Raw genomic sequence first — 16,352 nt, forward strand, 5'->3', positions numbered from 1 at the left:
CCACCGGATCTCTCCGGTGGTGCCTTCACTGCTAATTCCCGGTCCGCAGAGGCGGGGCTGGGGGCTTAGAGGGTGTAATACCCCACCAGTGGCATGGCGCTGACCGCGTGGACGAGGGTGCCCTGGCTTGGGTTCAGGGCGCTGACCATCTGGCCGCCACCGATGTAGATACCGATGTGTCCGCCACCATTTTGGACGACGAGGTCGCCGGGCTGTGGGTTGCTGGTGGGGGTCAGCGCGCCCATCTGTGCCTGGCTGGTGCGGGGCAGGTCGATGCCGTGCTGGGCGTAGACCCACTGGACGAAGCCCGAGCAGTCCCAGCCAGCGGTTGAGCTGGTGCCACCGAAGACGTACGGTGAGCCGACCATCGACTGCGCGGTTCCCGCGATACCTGCACTGGACACCTGGCCGCCGGTGGACGCCGCGCCGATGGGCTGGATGTCCTCGGAGGCGGTGGTGATGCCCAGGTTGCTGGTTTCGGCGGGGGCAGCTGGTGCAGCTACCTGAGTCGCTGGCGCCGGTGCAGGTGCTGCTGGTGCTGCTACCTGGGTAGCCTGGCCAGCGTTACCGGACAGTGAGATGACGTCACCTGGGAAGATGACCGAGTCCCAGCCGAGGCCGTTGGCGGCGAAGAGTGCCTCGACGCTGACACCGTAGGTGCCGGCGATGCTGCCGAGAGTATCTCCCGCCTGAACGGTGTGGCTGGAGGTGCCGGGTGCCGGGGCGCTGGCAGCCTGAGCGACTGGTGCAGGCGCGGCCTGGACGTTGATTTCGCCTGCAGCGTTGGCGGGAAGTCCGGCGCTCAACATCAGACCTGATGCTGCAACGACGACTGCTGCTGGACGGCCGATAGCGCCAGCGTGTGAGCTGACTGCCTTCGAAACGGTCTGCATGGCGCTTGGCGGGGTCGCACGGTGGCGCGCGATATAACGGTTCTTGGACATGATGTTGCCTCTCCCAGTGCCTGCGAAGTTAGCTGTCGGATTCGGATGGGAGCCACCCGGGCGCACTATCACGCCTTCACCCCTAGGCCGTCTCTCGACGACCACTACTGGTTCCCCCGCTTCTGCCGGATGTATGCGAACGGACCTCACGGCAGCGGCAGAATTAGGCAATCTGTCGGGAGGACGCTGAGTTGAACGGAACCCGGCGTGCCGTCTACTGTACATTTCGGTTTGGGGTTTTGTCACATTTAGGTTACGGGGGCAGTGTGCTGTTGAATGACCTCCCTCGGTGCTGACATCGGATCGGGGACGTCGGAGACCACGGCGGACAAGCTCCAGGAAGGTGTCCGGTTCCACACCCTTGATGTACACCTGTGTCTGGGGGTTGAGTCCTGCCCGTCGGAGGTGATAGCGGGCGGCCGTCTCGATAATGGACTGCGAGTGGGGATCGATCAGCCGGGCCACTCCCCGCTCCCGCGCATTACGTTTCCCGGCCAGGGCGGCCAGCAGCTCACGTGGTGCTACAAACCCCCGCACCACAGCCGACTCCAGAATGCACAGCGCATCAAGCTCTGGCAGGCAGCTGACGCATTGCACGCAGATATCAATCATGCTCAGAGGCGACTGGGCACGATGGACAACGAATCGTTCTCCCAGCGGCCGGCTGTGATTGACGCTCACATGGACCATATGGGGCTGACGCAGTATCCAGAGATTTCGGTGCGCTGCGGCGCTGATGCATGCGAGTTCCGCCTTGGCACAGGTTGCGATGAGGAGGCTCCCCGCGGTGTCGGGCAGCGCGAAGACGCCCGGCATGGGGCTTACCACCTCACCTTTGGCCAGGGCAGCCCCGAGGTGTACGCTGCCCAGGCCGGCTCGGGTTAGTTCCTTACGGCGTGCCACGCCGCCAAGCTTTTGAAGGGTTTTCACGGTGTCCATGCCCCATGGTTACCCACCCGTGGAGGGCGCAGCAGGGTGACTTGCGCTAAGTGGGCAATTCTCTCTGGTGGAGGAGAAGTGAGCCCGGGCGGTAGACCCGCTGCGGGAGCCGCCCAAGCCATTCTCAGAGGAGTTTGCCCAGTGTAGGGGCCGATTCGGTGGAGAGTTCCGGACATGCCCAGCGAATCCGGCCATCCAGTGGGCAAAGGGCAGGGGCAGGGCCAAAGGTCAGGGGCAGGTACCGGGTGGGCCAGGGGCAGGTCTACCAGCGGCCGTTGCGGGGTCTGGGCTGGCACCGCGGGCAGCTGAAGGACGACCGGTTCATAAACATCTCCCGCCGGATCAGGGAAAAACCCTGGAAGGACGGGTCCGCGGCACAGCGGGTGCAGGGTTCACCCTCCCTGCCGTAGGCGTTGAGGGACCGCTCAAAGTAGCCGGAGGTTCCATTGACGTTCACGTAGAGCGAGTCGAAGCTGGTGCCGCCGGCTTCGAGCGCCCGTGCCATCACGTCGCGACTGGCGTCCACCAGCCGCAGCGCGTCGGCGCGGCGCATGGTGTCGGTCGGTCGGGCGTAATGGACCCTGGCCGCCCACAGCGCTTCATCGGCGTAGATGTTGCCGATCCCGGAGATCAGGCCCTGATCGAGCAATGCGCGCTTGATGCCCGTCTTGCGCCGCCGCAGCTTCGCGAAGAAGGAGTCAAAGGAGAACGCCGGATCCAGCGGATCGCGGGCAATGTGGGACGCCTCAACCGGAATCAGAGGCAGCGGGCTCTCGCCCAGCCCACCCGGCTGGCCATCATCGGTCGACACCATCGATGTCACAAAGAGGCCGCCAAAAATCCTTTGGTCGACAAACCGCAGCTCCGCTGGCAAGGGTCCGGTGGAGGGATCCTCTGCAGCCGACAGGGTCAACCTGACCCGGAGGTGCTTCTCCTCGGGCGAGCCCGCGTCTTTGACCAGCAACTGCCCGCTCATCCCCAGGTGCGCCATCAGAGCAACTGGAACTACACAATCAGCGGAGGCCACCCCGGGGGAACCGCCCTCATCCGGAGCGGCCAACGGCAGCCACAGGAACTTCCCGCGCCGCACCACGTCAAGCACCCGGGCTCCCCCGAGGTTGCCGGCGAAGTCCTCCGCGCCGAGCCCGTGACGGCGGATGGACCGGGAGTCGAGGATGTCGACGTCGTCAATGGTTCGCCCCAGCACCCAGCGGGCCAGGCCGCGGCGCACCACCTCGACCTCGGGAAGTTCGGGCATGGTGAAGCTTAGGCTGACTCGGTGGAAGCTGTGGTAGCCGGGTCGGGTTCGGAGAATTCCTCAGCCGACGAAGCGGCGGCGGGGACCGTCACCGAGTAGGCGGACGACTTGGGTTCCGCCGCAATGACCCGCAGCATCTTCCACGACGCGGCGGCCGCTTCCTGCTCGGCTTCCTTCTTCGACGGGCCGGATCCTGAGCCATACGGCAGCCCACCCACGGTGAGGAGTGCCTCGAAGGTGCGGGCGTGGTCGGGTCCGGAGCCGGTCACCTTGTAGTCGATGACGCCGAGCCGGCGTGCGGCGGCGATCTCCTGGATGCTGGTCTTCCAGTCGGTGCCGGCGCCCATTGCCGCGGCGCTGCCGAGAAGTGGTGCAACCAGCCGCATCACCATGGCGCGGGCGACCTCGATGCCGTTGCTGAGGTAGGTGGCGCCGATGACGGCTTCCATGGTGTCGGCCAGGATTGACGACTTGTTTTTGCCGTCAGTGAGCTTCTCCCCCTGACCCAGCAGGACATGCTGACCCAGGTCAAGCTCGCGTGCTATTCCCGCCAGCGCACGGGTGCTGACGACGGCGGACCGCCGCTTGGCGAGGTCACCCTCGGACAGGTCGGGGTTGTCGCGGTACAGCGCGTCAGTGACAGCAAGCCCCAGCACCGAATCGCCCAGGAACTCAAGGCGCTCGTTCGTGGGGATGCCCCCCTGCTCGTAGGCAAACGAACGGTGCGTCAGGGCAAGACGAAGCGTCCCGGCGTCAATAGAGACACCGAGACGCTTCAAAAGGTCTTCAGTATTAGCCACGTTTACTTACGCATTCGCATAAGAACGCTGCGGGAACCCCGTTGCCGAGGCACGCAGCGGTCGTTATACGTCGGCTACTTTGCGTCCCTTGTACTCAAGGAACAGTGCAGTGCCGGCGGAGTCGGTTACTACCTTGGCCTGGTGAGCCAGGCTGTAGGTAACGCGGCCGTTCTCCACGGTCTTCACCAGTTTGGGGGCAGTTGCCTTCCACTGGGACCGACGTGCACGGGTATTCGAGCGGGACATTTTCCGCTTAGGAACAGCCACGACTAACTCTCTTCTCTCTCGACAGACTCTGTACTTGTTGCCGCGTCGCTTGACGCTGCAGTGCCAGTCAGCCCGGTAAGGGCGGACCAACGGGGATCCAAAATTTCGTGCTGATGATCGGGGTCATCCGCGAGGCGTGCTCCACATTCAGAACACAGACCCTCACAGTCTTCCCGGCATACCGGCTGGAACGGCAGCGACGTTACCACTGCGTCCCGAAGCACCGGCTCAAGATCAATTGAATCCCGATCAACCCGGTGCTCTTCAACAAGTTCATCTCCCTCGGACAACTCGACGTCGTCGTAGTAGAAAAGCTCTTGCACATCGATGCTGCTGCCGTACCTGATGGGATCAAGGCACCGGCCGCACTCGCCCACTATCTCGACGTCTGCGGTACCTGATACCAGAATGCCTTCATGTACTGCCTCAAGTCTCAGATCCAGTTCCACAGGGGAACCTTCCTGAACACCAATGAGAACCACACCGAAATCCTTTGGTGCGGGTACATGTTCTTCGATTGTTCGCATGCTGCCCGGGCTGCGCCCGAGGTCCTTGACATTGAATATCAAAGGCGAACTGAGATCGCTCTTAATGGGAACTCCTGTAGAACATATGACCGACGTATCATCTTAGCCTGATAAGCCCGCCCGGCTCAAACCAGGGCCCGCGGGCCCGGCATGCGGCATACGCCGACGACGACGGCGAGTGCCGCTCATGCCCCACCTCACCACGGATTGGGTGCAGTTCCAAACGCGCCACGCGGGTATCAACGGGTGGATCGGCGCTCCGGCCGCTGCTGGTCCCCCATCTCTGGCTGGCCTGCCCGTAAGCTTTGTCCAGTGAAGATCCCCCCAGCCACCAGTGCCTTCTGGCCGTGGCTGCGGCGATCAGTGACGGCAGTGGCCGCCCTTCTGTGTGTCTGGCTTCTTGCCTGCTACTCCCTGTTCACCAATCCTCCGGTTTTCGATGCCGACTATGTGGCGGGTGTCCAAGCGGACGCCGTCGTGGTGCTGGCCGGTGACAGTTCTGAACGCCTCCCGGTGGGGCAGGAGCTGGTGGCGGCCGAACTCGCACCGGTTCTGGTCATGTCCAACACTGACACTCCGGGGAACGTCGACGCCGACAAGTTATGCAGGCGTCCAGCCCACGTATCCCGGGTGTGCTTTGAGCCGGATCCGCGCACCACCCGCGGCGAGGCCAGAGCCCTGGCCCGGCTCGCTGCGGACCGGGGGTGGGACACGATGATTGTGGTGACCTCGGATTACCACGCGCTGCGGGCCTTCACGAATCTGAGCCAGTGCTCAACGTCGACGCTCATCATGGTCCCCTCCGAGCCTGACCACGGGCTACTGGGCTGGCTCCCCCGGTTTGTCGAGGAAAGCGCAGCGTTGGCGGCTACCCACCTGCGGCCGGTGTGTGCCAACAGGATTTAGTGAAGAAGCCCTGCACGGCCGCATCTGCTGCGATAGAGTGCAGTTTATGTCGCAGATACGGATTAAGGATGCTGCCCACTATCTTGGGGTCAGCACCGATACGGTACGCCGCTGGGTGGAGGATGGCACCTTATCCGGTGCGAAGTCAGAGTCCGGAGTCACCACGGTGGACGGGCTCGAACTGGCACACCTCGCCCGCGAGCGCGCTGTGCTCCCTGATGACCCGTCAGGAATGGCCAGTTCGGCACGCAACCGGTTCGTTGGCCTGGTGACGCGGGTGGTGTCGGACAAGGTCATGGCCCAGGTGGAGCTGCAGTGCGGACCGCATCGCGTGGTGTCGCTGATGAGCGCCGAAGCCGTCCGCGACCTCGGGCTGGAGCCTGGTTCGGTGGCCGTCGCAGTGGTGAAGTCGACGACCGTGATTGTGGAGACGCCGGGAAGGAAAACCTGACATGGCGCGCACCTCCCGCAAATTGGCGGCCGGATTTGGCATCGCCGTTTTGCTGTCGGCCACAGCCTGCGGCACGGCCTGCGACTCCACGTCCTCTGACGACCAAACGCTGACCGTCTTCGCCGCAGCATCGCTGCAGTCAACCTTCACCGAACTCGCCGATGACTTCGAGGCAGCACACCCCGGTGTGACGGTCACGCTGAGCTTCGCCGGTTCGTCCGATCTCGCCACCCAGCTCTCTGCTGGTGCCCCCGCCGACGTGTTCGCGTCGGCCGACACCGCCACCCTGGACCGGCTGGTCGACGAGGGCCTGGTCCACGGCGACCCGGTGCCCTTCGCCACGAACACCCTTATCATCGCCGTCCCCGCGGGCAACCCTGCGGGTGTTGAGCAGTTCAGCGACCTGGCCGACCCCGGGACGAGGGTGGTGCTCTGTGCTCCCCAGGTGCCCTGCGGCGCCGCAGCCACCCAGATACAGGAAGCGGCGGGGGTCACGGTGAACGCCGTCAGCGAGGAGTCCTCGGTGACCGATGTGCTGGGGAAGGTGCGCTCCGGCGAAGCCGATGCCGGGCTGGTCTATGTCACCGATGTGCAAGCAGCTGCTGAAGAAGGAGATGTGGAGGGTATCCCCTTCGACGAGGCAGCCGGCGCCGTCAACACTTACCCCGCCGGGGCAGTGACGGACGGCAACACCGACCTCGCGTCCGCCTTCCTCGACCTGCTGACGAGTCCGGCTGGACAGGAAGTGCTGACGGAAGCCGGTTTCGGCTCCCCATGAGCGCTCACCCCAACAGCGAGCACGCGGCACATCAGTCCCCGCGACAAGGTCGTCTCGCCAGAAGACCTCAATCGATTCGCCACGGGATCCCCCGGTGGGTCTTCGTGGTCGCCGGCGCTGGCGCACTCTTTGTCATGGTGCCCCTCGCCGCCATGATTTCGCAGGTGAACTGGCCCCAGTTCTTCTCGCTCATCACGTCCGAGTCGTCGCTGGCGGCATTGGGACTGAGCCTGCGCACCTCGCTGGTCAGCACGGCGCTCTGCGTGCTCTTCGGGGTCCCGATGGCCCTGGTGTTGGCCCGCACCGACTTTCCCGGCCAACAACTGCTCCGCGCCCTGGTGCTGCTGCCACTCGTACTGCCCCCGGTGGTCGGGGGCATCGCCCTGCTGCACACCTTCGGACGGCAGGGCCTGCTGGGCAGTAGCCTGCAGGTCCTCGGCATCGACATCGCCTTCTCCACCACCGCCGTCGTGATAGCCCAGACCTTCGTCGCACTCCCGTTCCTGGTGTTGAGCCTTGAGGGTGCCATCCGCTCGGCGGGCAGCAGGTACGAGGCGGTGGCCGCGACCCTCGGAGCCCATCCCGGGACCGTCTTGCGGCGGATCACCCTCCCCCTGGTGCTCCCGGGACTGATTTCGGGCATGGTGCTGTCCTTCGCCCGTGCGCTGGGAGAGTTCGGTGCCACTCTGACCTTTGCCGGCAGCCTGCAGGGCACCACCCGGACACTGCCCCTGGAAATCTACCTGCAGCGTGAGACCGACCCGGATGCCGCCGTCGCACTGTCCCTGGTGCTGGTGGTGGTGGCGGTGTTGGTGGTTGCCCTGGCCCACCGGTCTCGCACACCGGGTGGTGCACTGTGAGCCTGATCGCTGATGTCCGGGTGGCCTCCCGCGGGCTGAACCTTCAGCTCACGGTGGCCGACGGCGAAACGGTCGCCATCCTGGGCCCCAACGGTGCCGGCAAGTCGACGCTCCTCGCTGTGCTTGCGGGCCTGCTGCGTCCCGACGGCGGCAGCGCCACCCTGGGCGACACTGTCCTGTTCGATCACACGTCCTGGCGTCCGCCCTACGACAGGGGTGTCTCCCTTCTGGCGCAGGAACCGCTGCTGTTCCCCCACCTGAGCGTGTTGGACAATGTGGCCTTCGGCCCGCGCAGCCAGGGCGCCGGCCGGGCGGCATCACGTACCGAGGCGATGCGCTGGCTTCGCGAGGTCGAGGCCGAAGACTTCGCTCACCGTCGGCCGGCCGAGCTCTCCGGCGGCCAGGCGCAGCGGGTGGCGGTCGCCAGGGCGCTGGCCACCCACCCGAGACTGCTCCTCCTCGACGAGCCGATGGCCGCCCTGGACATCGCCGTCACCCCGGCGATGAGGAGGACGCTACGGCGGGTCCTGACGGGTCGCAGCGCCATCATCGTGACCCACAACGTGCTCGATGCGTTGATGCTCGCCGACCGGACGATCATCGTCGAGACCGGTGGGGTGGTGGAGGCTGGACCCACCCGCGACGTCCTCGAACGCCCCCGTAGCGCCTTCGGGGCGGGGCTGGCCGGTCTGAATCTGCTGACCGGGACCAGCGTTGAGGGCGGTCTGGTGACCGCGGAGGGGCTTCGGGTGTCGGCACTAGCCGACCAGCCGCTCGGCGTAGGGCTGGAAGCGGCGGCGGTCTTCAGCCCGCGGGCGGTGTCCGTGTTTGTTGACGAACCGTCGGGAAGCCCGCGGAATGTGGTACCCGTGGTGGTCAGTGACCTGGATCAACGCGGTGAGCTGGTGAGCGTTCGGGCGGAGCATCTGAGCGCGGACATCACCGCTGCCGCGGCGGCGGACCTCGACCTGATACCCGGCATGCGGGTGTTCTTTGTGGTCAAGTCCACCGAGGTCACGCTCTACCCCCGGTAGCGGCCGTCACGATCGGCCTCTGAACAATCACAAGATTTTCATAGCACGCGTCCAGCAGCATGGGGCCACTTGATCCCTTCGAGCACCAGGGCGTGTGTCATGAATATCTTCGGCAGGAAACCGGCAACAGAAAGACGTCAGTCAGCACAGGGGGCGCGGGGCGCTGTCCACCGAACCCTTCACTCTGCCCAGTCACCCAGTTATGGGCAGAGACTGCCAGTACGAATAGCAGCAATCGCCACCGCTCTGCTCTTCCCCGTGGGCATGTTGTTCCCGGTATCCGCTGCCACCGCTGTGGTGGCCCCCACCGGGCAAGGGTTCACCGTGAATCCCTCGGATCTCGCCTTTATCCTCAAGCAGATCAAGATTGCCGAAGCTCACGTAGCCAACACCACCTCCGAAACAGGCCCGTGTGGCGCGCTGGTGGGTACGGGCCCGAACCAAATCGCGACTCCCCTCATCTCCCACGGGCTGAGGACAGTTGACGGTTCCTGCAACAACCTGCAGCCAGGACAGGAGACCTTCGGTGCAGCTGATGAGGTGTTCCCACGGCTGGCGCCAGCCAAGTTCGGTGCTGCCGAAGCGGGCTCCCTCGGCGGGCCACCGTCGGCAACCAGCTACGAACAGACCTCAGGCAACGTGTTCGATTCGCAGCCGCGCACCATCAGCAACCTGATCGTTGATCAGACCTCCACCAATCCCGCCGCCGTCGCTGCGGCAGGACTACCCATCAGAAGCCAGAACAGCACGGGCGTCACTCCCTGCACGACAGATCCGGACCCCTTGGCCGTCCCGGCAGTGGACGCATTCCCCCTCGGCTGCACCCCGTCCTTCCAGACCCTGTTCATTCCGAATGTCACTACCGACGTGGGACTCTCCCCGCCCTACAACTCGCTGTTCACCCTCTTCGGGCAGTTCTTCGACCACGGGATTGACCAGACGGTCAAGGGCGGTGGCACGGTCTTTGTTCCGCTGAAGGCCGACGACCCTTTGATCGCCGGACCGGACCACAAGTTCGACACTGCCGACGACCTGAACCCGAACCTGCGGTTCATGGTCCTGACACGGGGCAAGAACCAGGTCGGCCCGGACGGACAACTGGGCACCGCTGACGACATCCGCGACGCCCTCAACACTGACACCCCCTGGGTTGACCAGAGCCAGACCTACACCTCCCATGCCTCCCACCAGGTGTTCGTGCGTGAGTACGTCAATAACGCCAATGGACGTCCGGTATCGACGGGCAAGCTGCTGGGTGGGCCAGCGGGTCCGACCGAGAACGGCATGGCCACCTGGGCCACAGTCAAAAGCCAGGCTGCAACACTGCTTGGCCTGCAACTCGAGGACAAGGACGCGCTTGATGTCCCGATGATCGCCGCAGATCCCTACGGCAAGTTCATCCCGGGTCCAGCCCGCGGACTGCCGCAGTACGTCACTCTCACCGGACTGGTGGAAGGCGACACCGCATCACCAGTGCCCGTTCCCGAAAATGTCAGGTACTTCGAAACCCCGTTCCTGACAGACATCGCCAACAACGCGGTCCCTAATCCGGGCTTCACCCCGGATCCTGATGACGTTGTCACGCCATCGCTGACGCCCTGTGCGCGACCAGGTTTCCCCGTTGGCTGCGTCAACCAGTACGACGACGAAATCCTCGACATGCATTTCGCCGCGGGTGATGGCAGGGTCAACGAAAACATTGGCCTGACCGCCATCCACCAGGTGTTCCATTCGGAGCACGACCGGATGGTCACCGATATCAAGAACACCCTCACCGCCGACACCTCGGCTGCGGGCGTCAGAGCCCTGACCGAGTGGAAGACAGCGCTTGGTGCCGACGGCTGGAACGGTGAAAGGCTGTTCCAGGCGGCCCGCTTCGTGACCGAGATGGAGTACCAGCACCTGGTCTTTGAAGAGTTTGCCCGCAAGGTTCAGCCAGCGATCAACCCCTTCGAGCCATTCGCCTTCACCCAGACCGAACTGGATCCGGCGGTCACCGCTGAATTTGCCCACGCGGTCTACCGTTTCGGTCATTCAATGCTGACGGAGACCATTTCCCGCCGAAACGAGGACCGGCCAGGTCCCGACGGCGAATTCGGTACCTCAGATGACATTGCGGGATCCCAAAATGACATCTCCCTGCTGGAAGGATTCCTTAATCCCCCGGCCTACACCGACGGCGGTCCCGCCGGCGACCTCACCTCCGAGGAGGCTGCAGGCTCGGTGATCATGGGCATGTCCGATCAGGTGGGCAACGAGCTCGATGAGTTCGTCACCGACACCCTCCGGAACAATCTGCTGGGTCTGCCACTTGACCTGGCGGCAATCAACATCACCCGGGCGCGGTCTGAGGGCATCCCCCGGCTCAACGTGCTGCGGCGCACCATTCACGCCCAGACCAATGACGGCCAGTTGCGGCCGTACGTCAACTGGATCGACTTCGGGGACAGCATCAAGCACCCTGAGTCCCTGGTGAACTTCGTAGCAGCGTATGGGTTGCACCCCACCATTACCGGTGCGACCACCCTGAAGGCCAAGCGCAACGCGGCTCGGGAGATCGTCAACCCCAACGTAGCAGCAGGTGACGTACCTCCAGAGGATGCAGCTGATTTCATGAACAGCACGGGGGCATGGGCCAACAATGGCACCGCGTCGATCACCGGGCTGGACAACGTTGATCTGTGGATTGGTGGACTGGCCGAACAGACGAACGTTTTTGGTGGACTGCTGGGCAGCACGTTCAATTACGTGTTCGAAAGCCAATTGACCGATCTGCAGAACGGGGACCGGCTGTACTACCTCGCTCGGACACCCGGCATGAACCTGCGGACGCAGCTGGAAGGCAATTCCTTCTCGGAGATGGTCATGCGCAACACGAACGCGAAGAGCCTCAAGGCTGATCCGTTTGCCACGTCTGACTGCAAGTTTGAACTGAAAAATCTCGCTGGAACCCCGGCCGGATTCACCACCTTCGGCAATACCGTTGCCGATGATCCGAACAGCGAATGCGACGAGGCTGCACTGCTGATCCGCATGCCGGACGGGACCATCAAGTACCGTTCACGCAACACTGTTGATCCAGCCGGGATCAACGGCCAGAGCGTTTACAACGGCACGTCGGGAACCGATCGGATGTTCGGCGGCAATGACAGCGACACCTTCTGGGGCAACGCCTCGAGGGACATCATCGAGGGCGGCGACGGAGCCGATGTGGCCCTGGGTGGGGCCGGCAACGACTCCATCACCGACCTCGCTGGCGACGACGTCCTCAAGGGCGGTCCGGGCAACGACGCCATCGACGCCGGTCCAGGTCTTGACCTGATCATGGGCGGCGACGGCAAGGACTTCACCAACGGCGGCGGCAACGCCAACACCACCTTCGCCGGTGAGGGAGACGACTTCCTGATCCTCGGCGAAGGCATCGATGGCGGCATTGGCGACGGCGGCGACGACTGGCTGGAGGGCGGTGACCAGCCTGACGGGCTGATCGGCGACAGCTCGAACCTCTTCTTCACCGACGACAACAAGCCGGGGCACGACGTCGCCATCGGCCAAGGCGGTGACGATGACTATGACATGGAAGGCGGAGACGACATCGGCGTCGCCGGTCCCGGAATCGAGAAGAACGTTGGCGCGGCCGGCTACGACTGGTCCATCAGCCAGGGTGATCCACAGCCCATGGACGGGGACCTTGACCTTCCTGTTCCAGCGCTGGATGTCTTGACGGTCGGTGTGAGGGACAAACACAACGAGATGGAGGCCTTGTCGGGATGGAAATTCAACGACAAGATCCGTGGCGACGATATTGTCCCCAGTGATGTGGGCGGCGGCGGCTTCATCGGCTGCGACGTCCTCGACCAGGCGGGCGTTGATCGGATCAATGGACTCAGTAGCCTGCTCCCCGCGTCGGCACTGACCACCCCGCTGGCTGATGTAGCTGCCAACTCGGTGATCGGCCCGGGTGAATGTCCGGGGCTGGAAGGGCCAGTCTGGGGTGCCGGCAACATTCTGCTCGGCGGCGCCGGAAGTGACCTGTTGGAGGGTCGTGGAGCTGACGATCTCCTGGACGGCGACGCGTTCCTCAGTGTGCGGCTCAGCGTCCGCACCGCAGCGGGAGAGGAAATCGGCAGCGCCGGTGTGGAGGGAGCGGGCCAAAGCGCCATGGCTTCCCAGTACCTGCGCGATGTCAACGGTAACCTCACCGGGCCCACCCTGCAGCAGGATGTCTTCGCTGGAGTGGTTGATCCGGGGAACATCTTCGCTGTACGGGAGATCCTCACCCCAGCCAACGGAACCTCGGTGGACATTGCACAGTTCTCCGACCTTGAGGCGAACTACGATGTGACCACCTCCCCGGCGGGAGCCGCGGTAGGTTCACCGGGTTCGACCACCACAGTGGTTCACGCCCGTGGCACCCAGGCGGACGGCACGGATACCGTCAGGAATGTCGAAGAGCTGCGGTTCTCCGACTCCGGACGGCCAGCCGCACCGGTGATCGGAACAGCCACAGCCGGCGACGCATCTGCGACCGTCAACTGGACGGCGCCGGCAGGTACCGTGACCAGCTTCAATGTACGGGTAGTTGACGCAGCCGGAACACAGGTCGGCGCTTTGCGGCCAGCTGACGGCGCTGCGACGAGCCTGGTCGTCACCGGGCTGACTAACGGCGAGGCGTATCGGTTCCAGGTCGAAGCAATCAACGCGGTGGGAACAGGTCCGCTCTCGGCCCTTTCCACAGCGGTGACACCGAATGTGGTTCCTGCAGCTCCCACGAATGTGGTGGGAGTCAGCGGAAACACCTCGGCTACCCTGTCCTGGACTGCCCCACCGGCAAACGGTGGAACGCCGATCACCGAATACCAGGTGCAGGTGCTGACCGGCACCACCGTCCTCCGGACGGTGACCTTTGCCGGCACCGCAACGACGGGCCGGGTTGTGACCGGCCTGACCAACGGCACCGCCTACACCTTCAGGGTCCAGGCGGTCAACGCGTTGGGCGCAGGAGCGCTGTCTACGGCGTCGGCACCGGTGGTTCCGGGAGTTGCCCTCCCGGCGGCTCCGGTCATCGGGACTGCCACGGCAGGGAATGCGTCTGCAACAGTCAGGTGGAGTGCAGTCGCAGGAGCCACGAGCTACAACGTGCGGGTAGTCAATGCCGCCGGGACACAGGTGGGCGCTTTGCGGCCAGCTGCCGGTACAGCGACCAGTGTTGTGGTGACCGGGCTGACCAACGGTCAGGCGTACCGGTTCCAGGTGCAGGCGGTCAACGCCTCGGGGGCAGGAGCCTACTCGGCCCTGTCAGCAGCGGTGACACCGAATGTGGTCCCGGCAGCCCCCACGAATGTGGTGGGCGTCCGCGGCAACGCGTCGGTCACCCTGTCCTGGACCGCTCCGCCGGCCAACGGCGGAACGGCCATCACCGGGTACCGGGTCGAGGTGCGGACCGGCACCACGGTGATTCGCACAGTGACCTTCACCGGAACTGCAACAACGGGTCGCGTAGTGACAGGGCTGTCCAACGGGGTGGGCTACAACTTCCGGGTCCAGGCGGTCAATCTCCTGGGCGCGGGAGCCTTCTCAGCGGCTTCGGCAACTGTGACACCTGTCGGGCCTCCGGGGACACCGGCCATCCTGGCTCCCACCCAGGGTGCTGCGGGCGGAACACTGACGGCCAATGCCAACTGGAACGCCCCAACAGCAACCGGGGGTTCACCCATCACGGGCTACCGGGTCAGGGCGTTGAGGATGTCCGCAGACGGCGTCACACCGACCGGCACGCCGGTCACAGCGACAGCCGGGTCAGCCGCTCGTACCTGGTCGTTCACGCTTCCGGCGGGGACGTACCGGTTTGAAGTTGCGGCGTTCAATGCGATCGGGACGGGTTCCTATTCGGCCCGGTCTGCGTCCATCCAACCCCGGTAACATCCGGGACTCACTGAAAGAGGGAGCGGACCAAAGGTCCGCTCCCTCTTTCAGTTAACACTTAGCCTCGGGCTTTCATGAAGGTGGTCTCAGAGCGGTGCGTTGAACGGCGAAAGGTGCTCCTGACGTGGGAAAATGGTGTTGTCTAGGCATCATTTGTACCGCGTCAAAAGGAGCACCTTTCTGGTGAGTAACTTTACCGGTTTCTACCCGTCCGTCCGTGTTGATTCGGTAGGGACCGGGGTGGTGTCCCAGGCCGGCGGGTTGATCCTGACGGATACGGTCCGGGTGTCCGGGATCGGGTCGGGCTTGTCGGAGGCCTTATCGCTGTGGCGTAAGCCTTTCGCGGTGCACGATCCGGGGAAGATCCTCACCGACCTGGGCTTGTCCCTGGCCACCGGCGGCGACTGCTTATCCGATGTGGACAGGCTCCGCGCCCAACCACAGGTTTACGGCCGCGTCGCCTCCGACCCGACGGTAAGCCGGCTGGTAACGGCCTTATCCACCACGGCCCCGAAGAAGGCGTTGGCGGCGATCAACACGACCCGTTCCGCAGCCAGGGCGCAGGTGTGGGGTTTAGCCGGTGACCAGTCACCGTTGCACGGGGTGAGCAGGGACGCGCCGTTGGTAGTGGATCTGGACGCGACGCTGCTGAGCTCGCATTCGGAGAAGGAGGACGCCCGCCCGACCTGGAAGAAAGGCTTCGGCTTCCACCCGCTGGCTGCGTTCGTGGATCACGGGGCCGAGGGCACCGGGGAACCGTTGGCGGTACTACTCCGCCCGGGGAACGCCGGATCCAACACCGCCTCCGATCACATCCAGGTCACCAGGGACGCCCTGAAGCAGTTGCCGGCAGGATTCCGGTCAGGCCGGAAGGTGATGATCCGCACCGATTCCGCCGGCGGCACCCACGAATACCTTGACTGGCTCACCCACCCACGCCGGAACCTCGCCTATTCGGTGGGGTTCCCGCTCCACGGGGCCGTCGAAGCGGTCCTGCCCCAGGTCCCGAAGACCGCGTGGACCCGCGCCTATAACAGTGACGGGATCGAACGCGACGGGGCATGGGTCGCCGATATTACCGGGATGCTGGATCTATCTTCCTGGCCGGCCGGGATGCGGGTCATCGTCCGCAAGGAAGTACCCCATGTCGGCGCGCAATTAAGGATCACTGATGTCGACGGGATGCGCTACACGGCCCTGGCCACGAACCAGGACCATGGCCAGCTCGCGGACCTCGAGGTCCGCCACCGGTTACGGGCCCGGTGCGAGGACAGGATCCGTAACGCCAAAGACACCGGCCTGGCGAACCTGCCCCTGCACTCCTTCGCGGGAAACACGCTCTGGTGTCATCTGGTCATGCTCGCCGCCGAAATCATGGCCTGGGCACAGATGCTCGGCCTCCACGGCACGAAAGCCAGACGCTGGGAGCCAAAAAGGCTCCGGGCGAGGATCTTCGAGATCGCCGGGACGACCAGCTGGCACGCCCGACGCCTGACCGTGCATCTCGCCGCCAGAGCCCCTGACACGCCGCTGCTCATCAAAGCCCTCACCCGCATCAGAGCCCTGGACCCGCCGTAAAAGCCACCATCGCCGACCGACCCCGAGCAGGAAAAGCAGTCTCGACGTGATGGACGTGGAACCATCACCGACCACCGCCACCGGT

At 64.5% G+C, this 16,352-nt stretch carries 13 protein-coding genes and 1 riboswitch; of the genes, 8 read left to right on the forward strand and 5 right to left on the reverse strand.

Translation table 11 applies throughout. The annotated features are described in order from the left end of the window. Window positions 1–65 precede the first annotated feature (65 nt). Window positions 66–944: an NlpC/P60 family protein gene (locus IWX62_RS07090; RefSeq protein ID WP_196840659.1), complete on the reverse strand. Its 879-nt coding sequence runs from the start codon at window positions 942–944 to the stop codon at window positions 66–68. Window positions 945–947: 3 nt separating this feature from the next. Next, window positions 948–1,108: riboswitch (cyclic di-AMP (ydaO/yuaA leader) on the reverse strand. A 112-nt stretch (window positions 1,109–1,220) separates the two neighbouring features. On the opposite strand from IWX62_RS07090, the gene IWX62_RS07095 reads away from it, so the two are divergent. Next, a complete protein-coding gene (locus IWX62_RS07095) occupies window positions 1,221–1,829 on the forward strand; it encodes a hypothetical protein (protein ID WP_196840660.1) in 609 nt (202 codons plus the stop codon). Between the two features lie 316 nt (window positions 1,830–2,145). Here IWX62_RS07095 and mutM read toward each other — a convergent pair whose 3' ends face one another. The 4 genes from mutM to IWX62_RS07115 all read right to left on the reverse strand — a co-directional run bounded on the left by mutM (window position 2,146) and on the right by IWX62_RS07115 (window position 4,777). After that, window positions 2,146–3,141, reverse strand: coding sequence for a bifunctional DNA-formamidopyrimidine glycosylase/DNA-(apurinic or apyrimidinic site) lyase (gene mutM / locus IWX62_RS07100; protein WP_196840661.1), 996 nt, complete (start codon window positions 3,139–3,141; stop codon window positions 2,146–2,148). Between the two features lie 8 nt (window positions 3,142–3,149). Continuing rightward, window positions 3,150–3,941 (reverse strand): ribonuclease III, encoded by a 792-nt coding sequence (gene rnc, locus IWX62_RS07105; protein WP_196840662.1) that lies wholly within the window; start codon window positions 3,939–3,941, stop codon window positions 3,150–3,152. A gap of 63 nt (window positions 3,942–4,004) precedes the next feature. After that, window positions 4,005–4,208, reverse strand: coding sequence for a 50S ribosomal protein L32 (gene rpmF, locus IWX62_RS07110; RefSeq protein ID WP_024476178.1), 204 nt, complete (start codon window positions 4,206–4,208; stop codon window positions 4,005–4,007). 2 nt (window positions 4,209–4,210) lie between these two features. Then, entirely contained in the window at window positions 4,211–4,777 is a 567-nt protein-coding gene (locus IWX62_RS07115) for a YceD family protein (protein ID WP_196840663.1), read from the reverse strand. A gap of 270 nt (window positions 4,778–5,047) precedes the next feature. Here IWX62_RS07115 and IWX62_RS07120 point away from each other — a divergent pair, with 270 nt between their 5' ends. The 7 genes from IWX62_RS07120 to IWX62_RS07150 all read left to right on the forward strand — a co-directional run bounded on the left by IWX62_RS07120 (window position 5,048) and on the right by IWX62_RS07150 (window position 16,267). Continuing rightward, the gene (locus tag IWX62_RS07120; protein WP_333483253.1) at window positions 5,048–5,641 is read left to right on the forward strand and encodes a YdcF family protein; all 594 of its coding nucleotides are present in this window, start codon (window positions 5,048–5,050) and stop codon (window positions 5,639–5,641) included. Window positions 5,642–5,687: 46 nt separating this feature from the next. Then, on the forward strand, window positions 5,688–6,092 hold the full coding sequence (locus IWX62_RS07125; RefSeq protein WP_196840665.1) for a TOBE domain-containing protein: 405 nt from the start codon (window positions 5,688–5,690) through the stop codon (window positions 6,090–6,092). A gap of 1 nt (window position 6,093) precedes the next feature. Beyond that, complete coding sequence (gene modA / locus IWX62_RS07130; RefSeq protein WP_196840666.1) at window positions 6,094–6,870, forward strand: molybdate ABC transporter substrate-binding protein; 777 nt, start codon at window positions 6,094–6,096, stop codon at window positions 6,868–6,870. Continuing rightward, on the forward strand, window positions 6,867–7,730 hold the full coding sequence (locus tag IWX62_RS07135) for an ABC transporter permease (RefSeq protein WP_196840667.1): 864 nt from the start codon (window positions 6,867–6,869) through the stop codon (window positions 7,728–7,730). The genes modA and IWX62_RS07135 overlap by 4 nt, the downstream gene beginning before the upstream one ends. Further along, entirely contained in the window at window positions 7,727–8,764 is a 1,038-nt protein-coding gene (locus IWX62_RS07140; protein WP_196840668.1) for a sulfate/molybdate ABC transporter ATP-binding protein, read from the forward strand. Before IWX62_RS07135 ends, IWX62_RS07140 begins: the two co-directional genes overlap by 4 nt. A 324-nt stretch (window positions 8,765–9,088) precedes the next feature. Further along, the gene (locus IWX62_RS07145) at window positions 9,089–14,686 is read left to right on the forward strand and encodes a peroxidase family protein (protein WP_333483254.1); all 5,598 of its coding nucleotides are present in this window, start codon (window positions 9,089–9,091) and stop codon (window positions 14,684–14,686) included. 186 nt (window positions 14,687–14,872) lie between these two features. Then, a complete protein-coding gene (locus tag IWX62_RS07150) occupies window positions 14,873–16,267 on the forward strand; it encodes an IS1380 family transposase (protein WP_196840670.1) in 1,395 nt (464 codons plus the stop codon). Window positions 16,268–16,352 lie beyond the last annotated feature (85 nt).

Source organism: Arthrobacter sp. CAN_A1 (genome assembly GCF_015751665.1).
Lineage (GTDB): Bacteria > Actinomycetota > Actinomycetes > Actinomycetales > Micrococcaceae > Arthrobacter_D.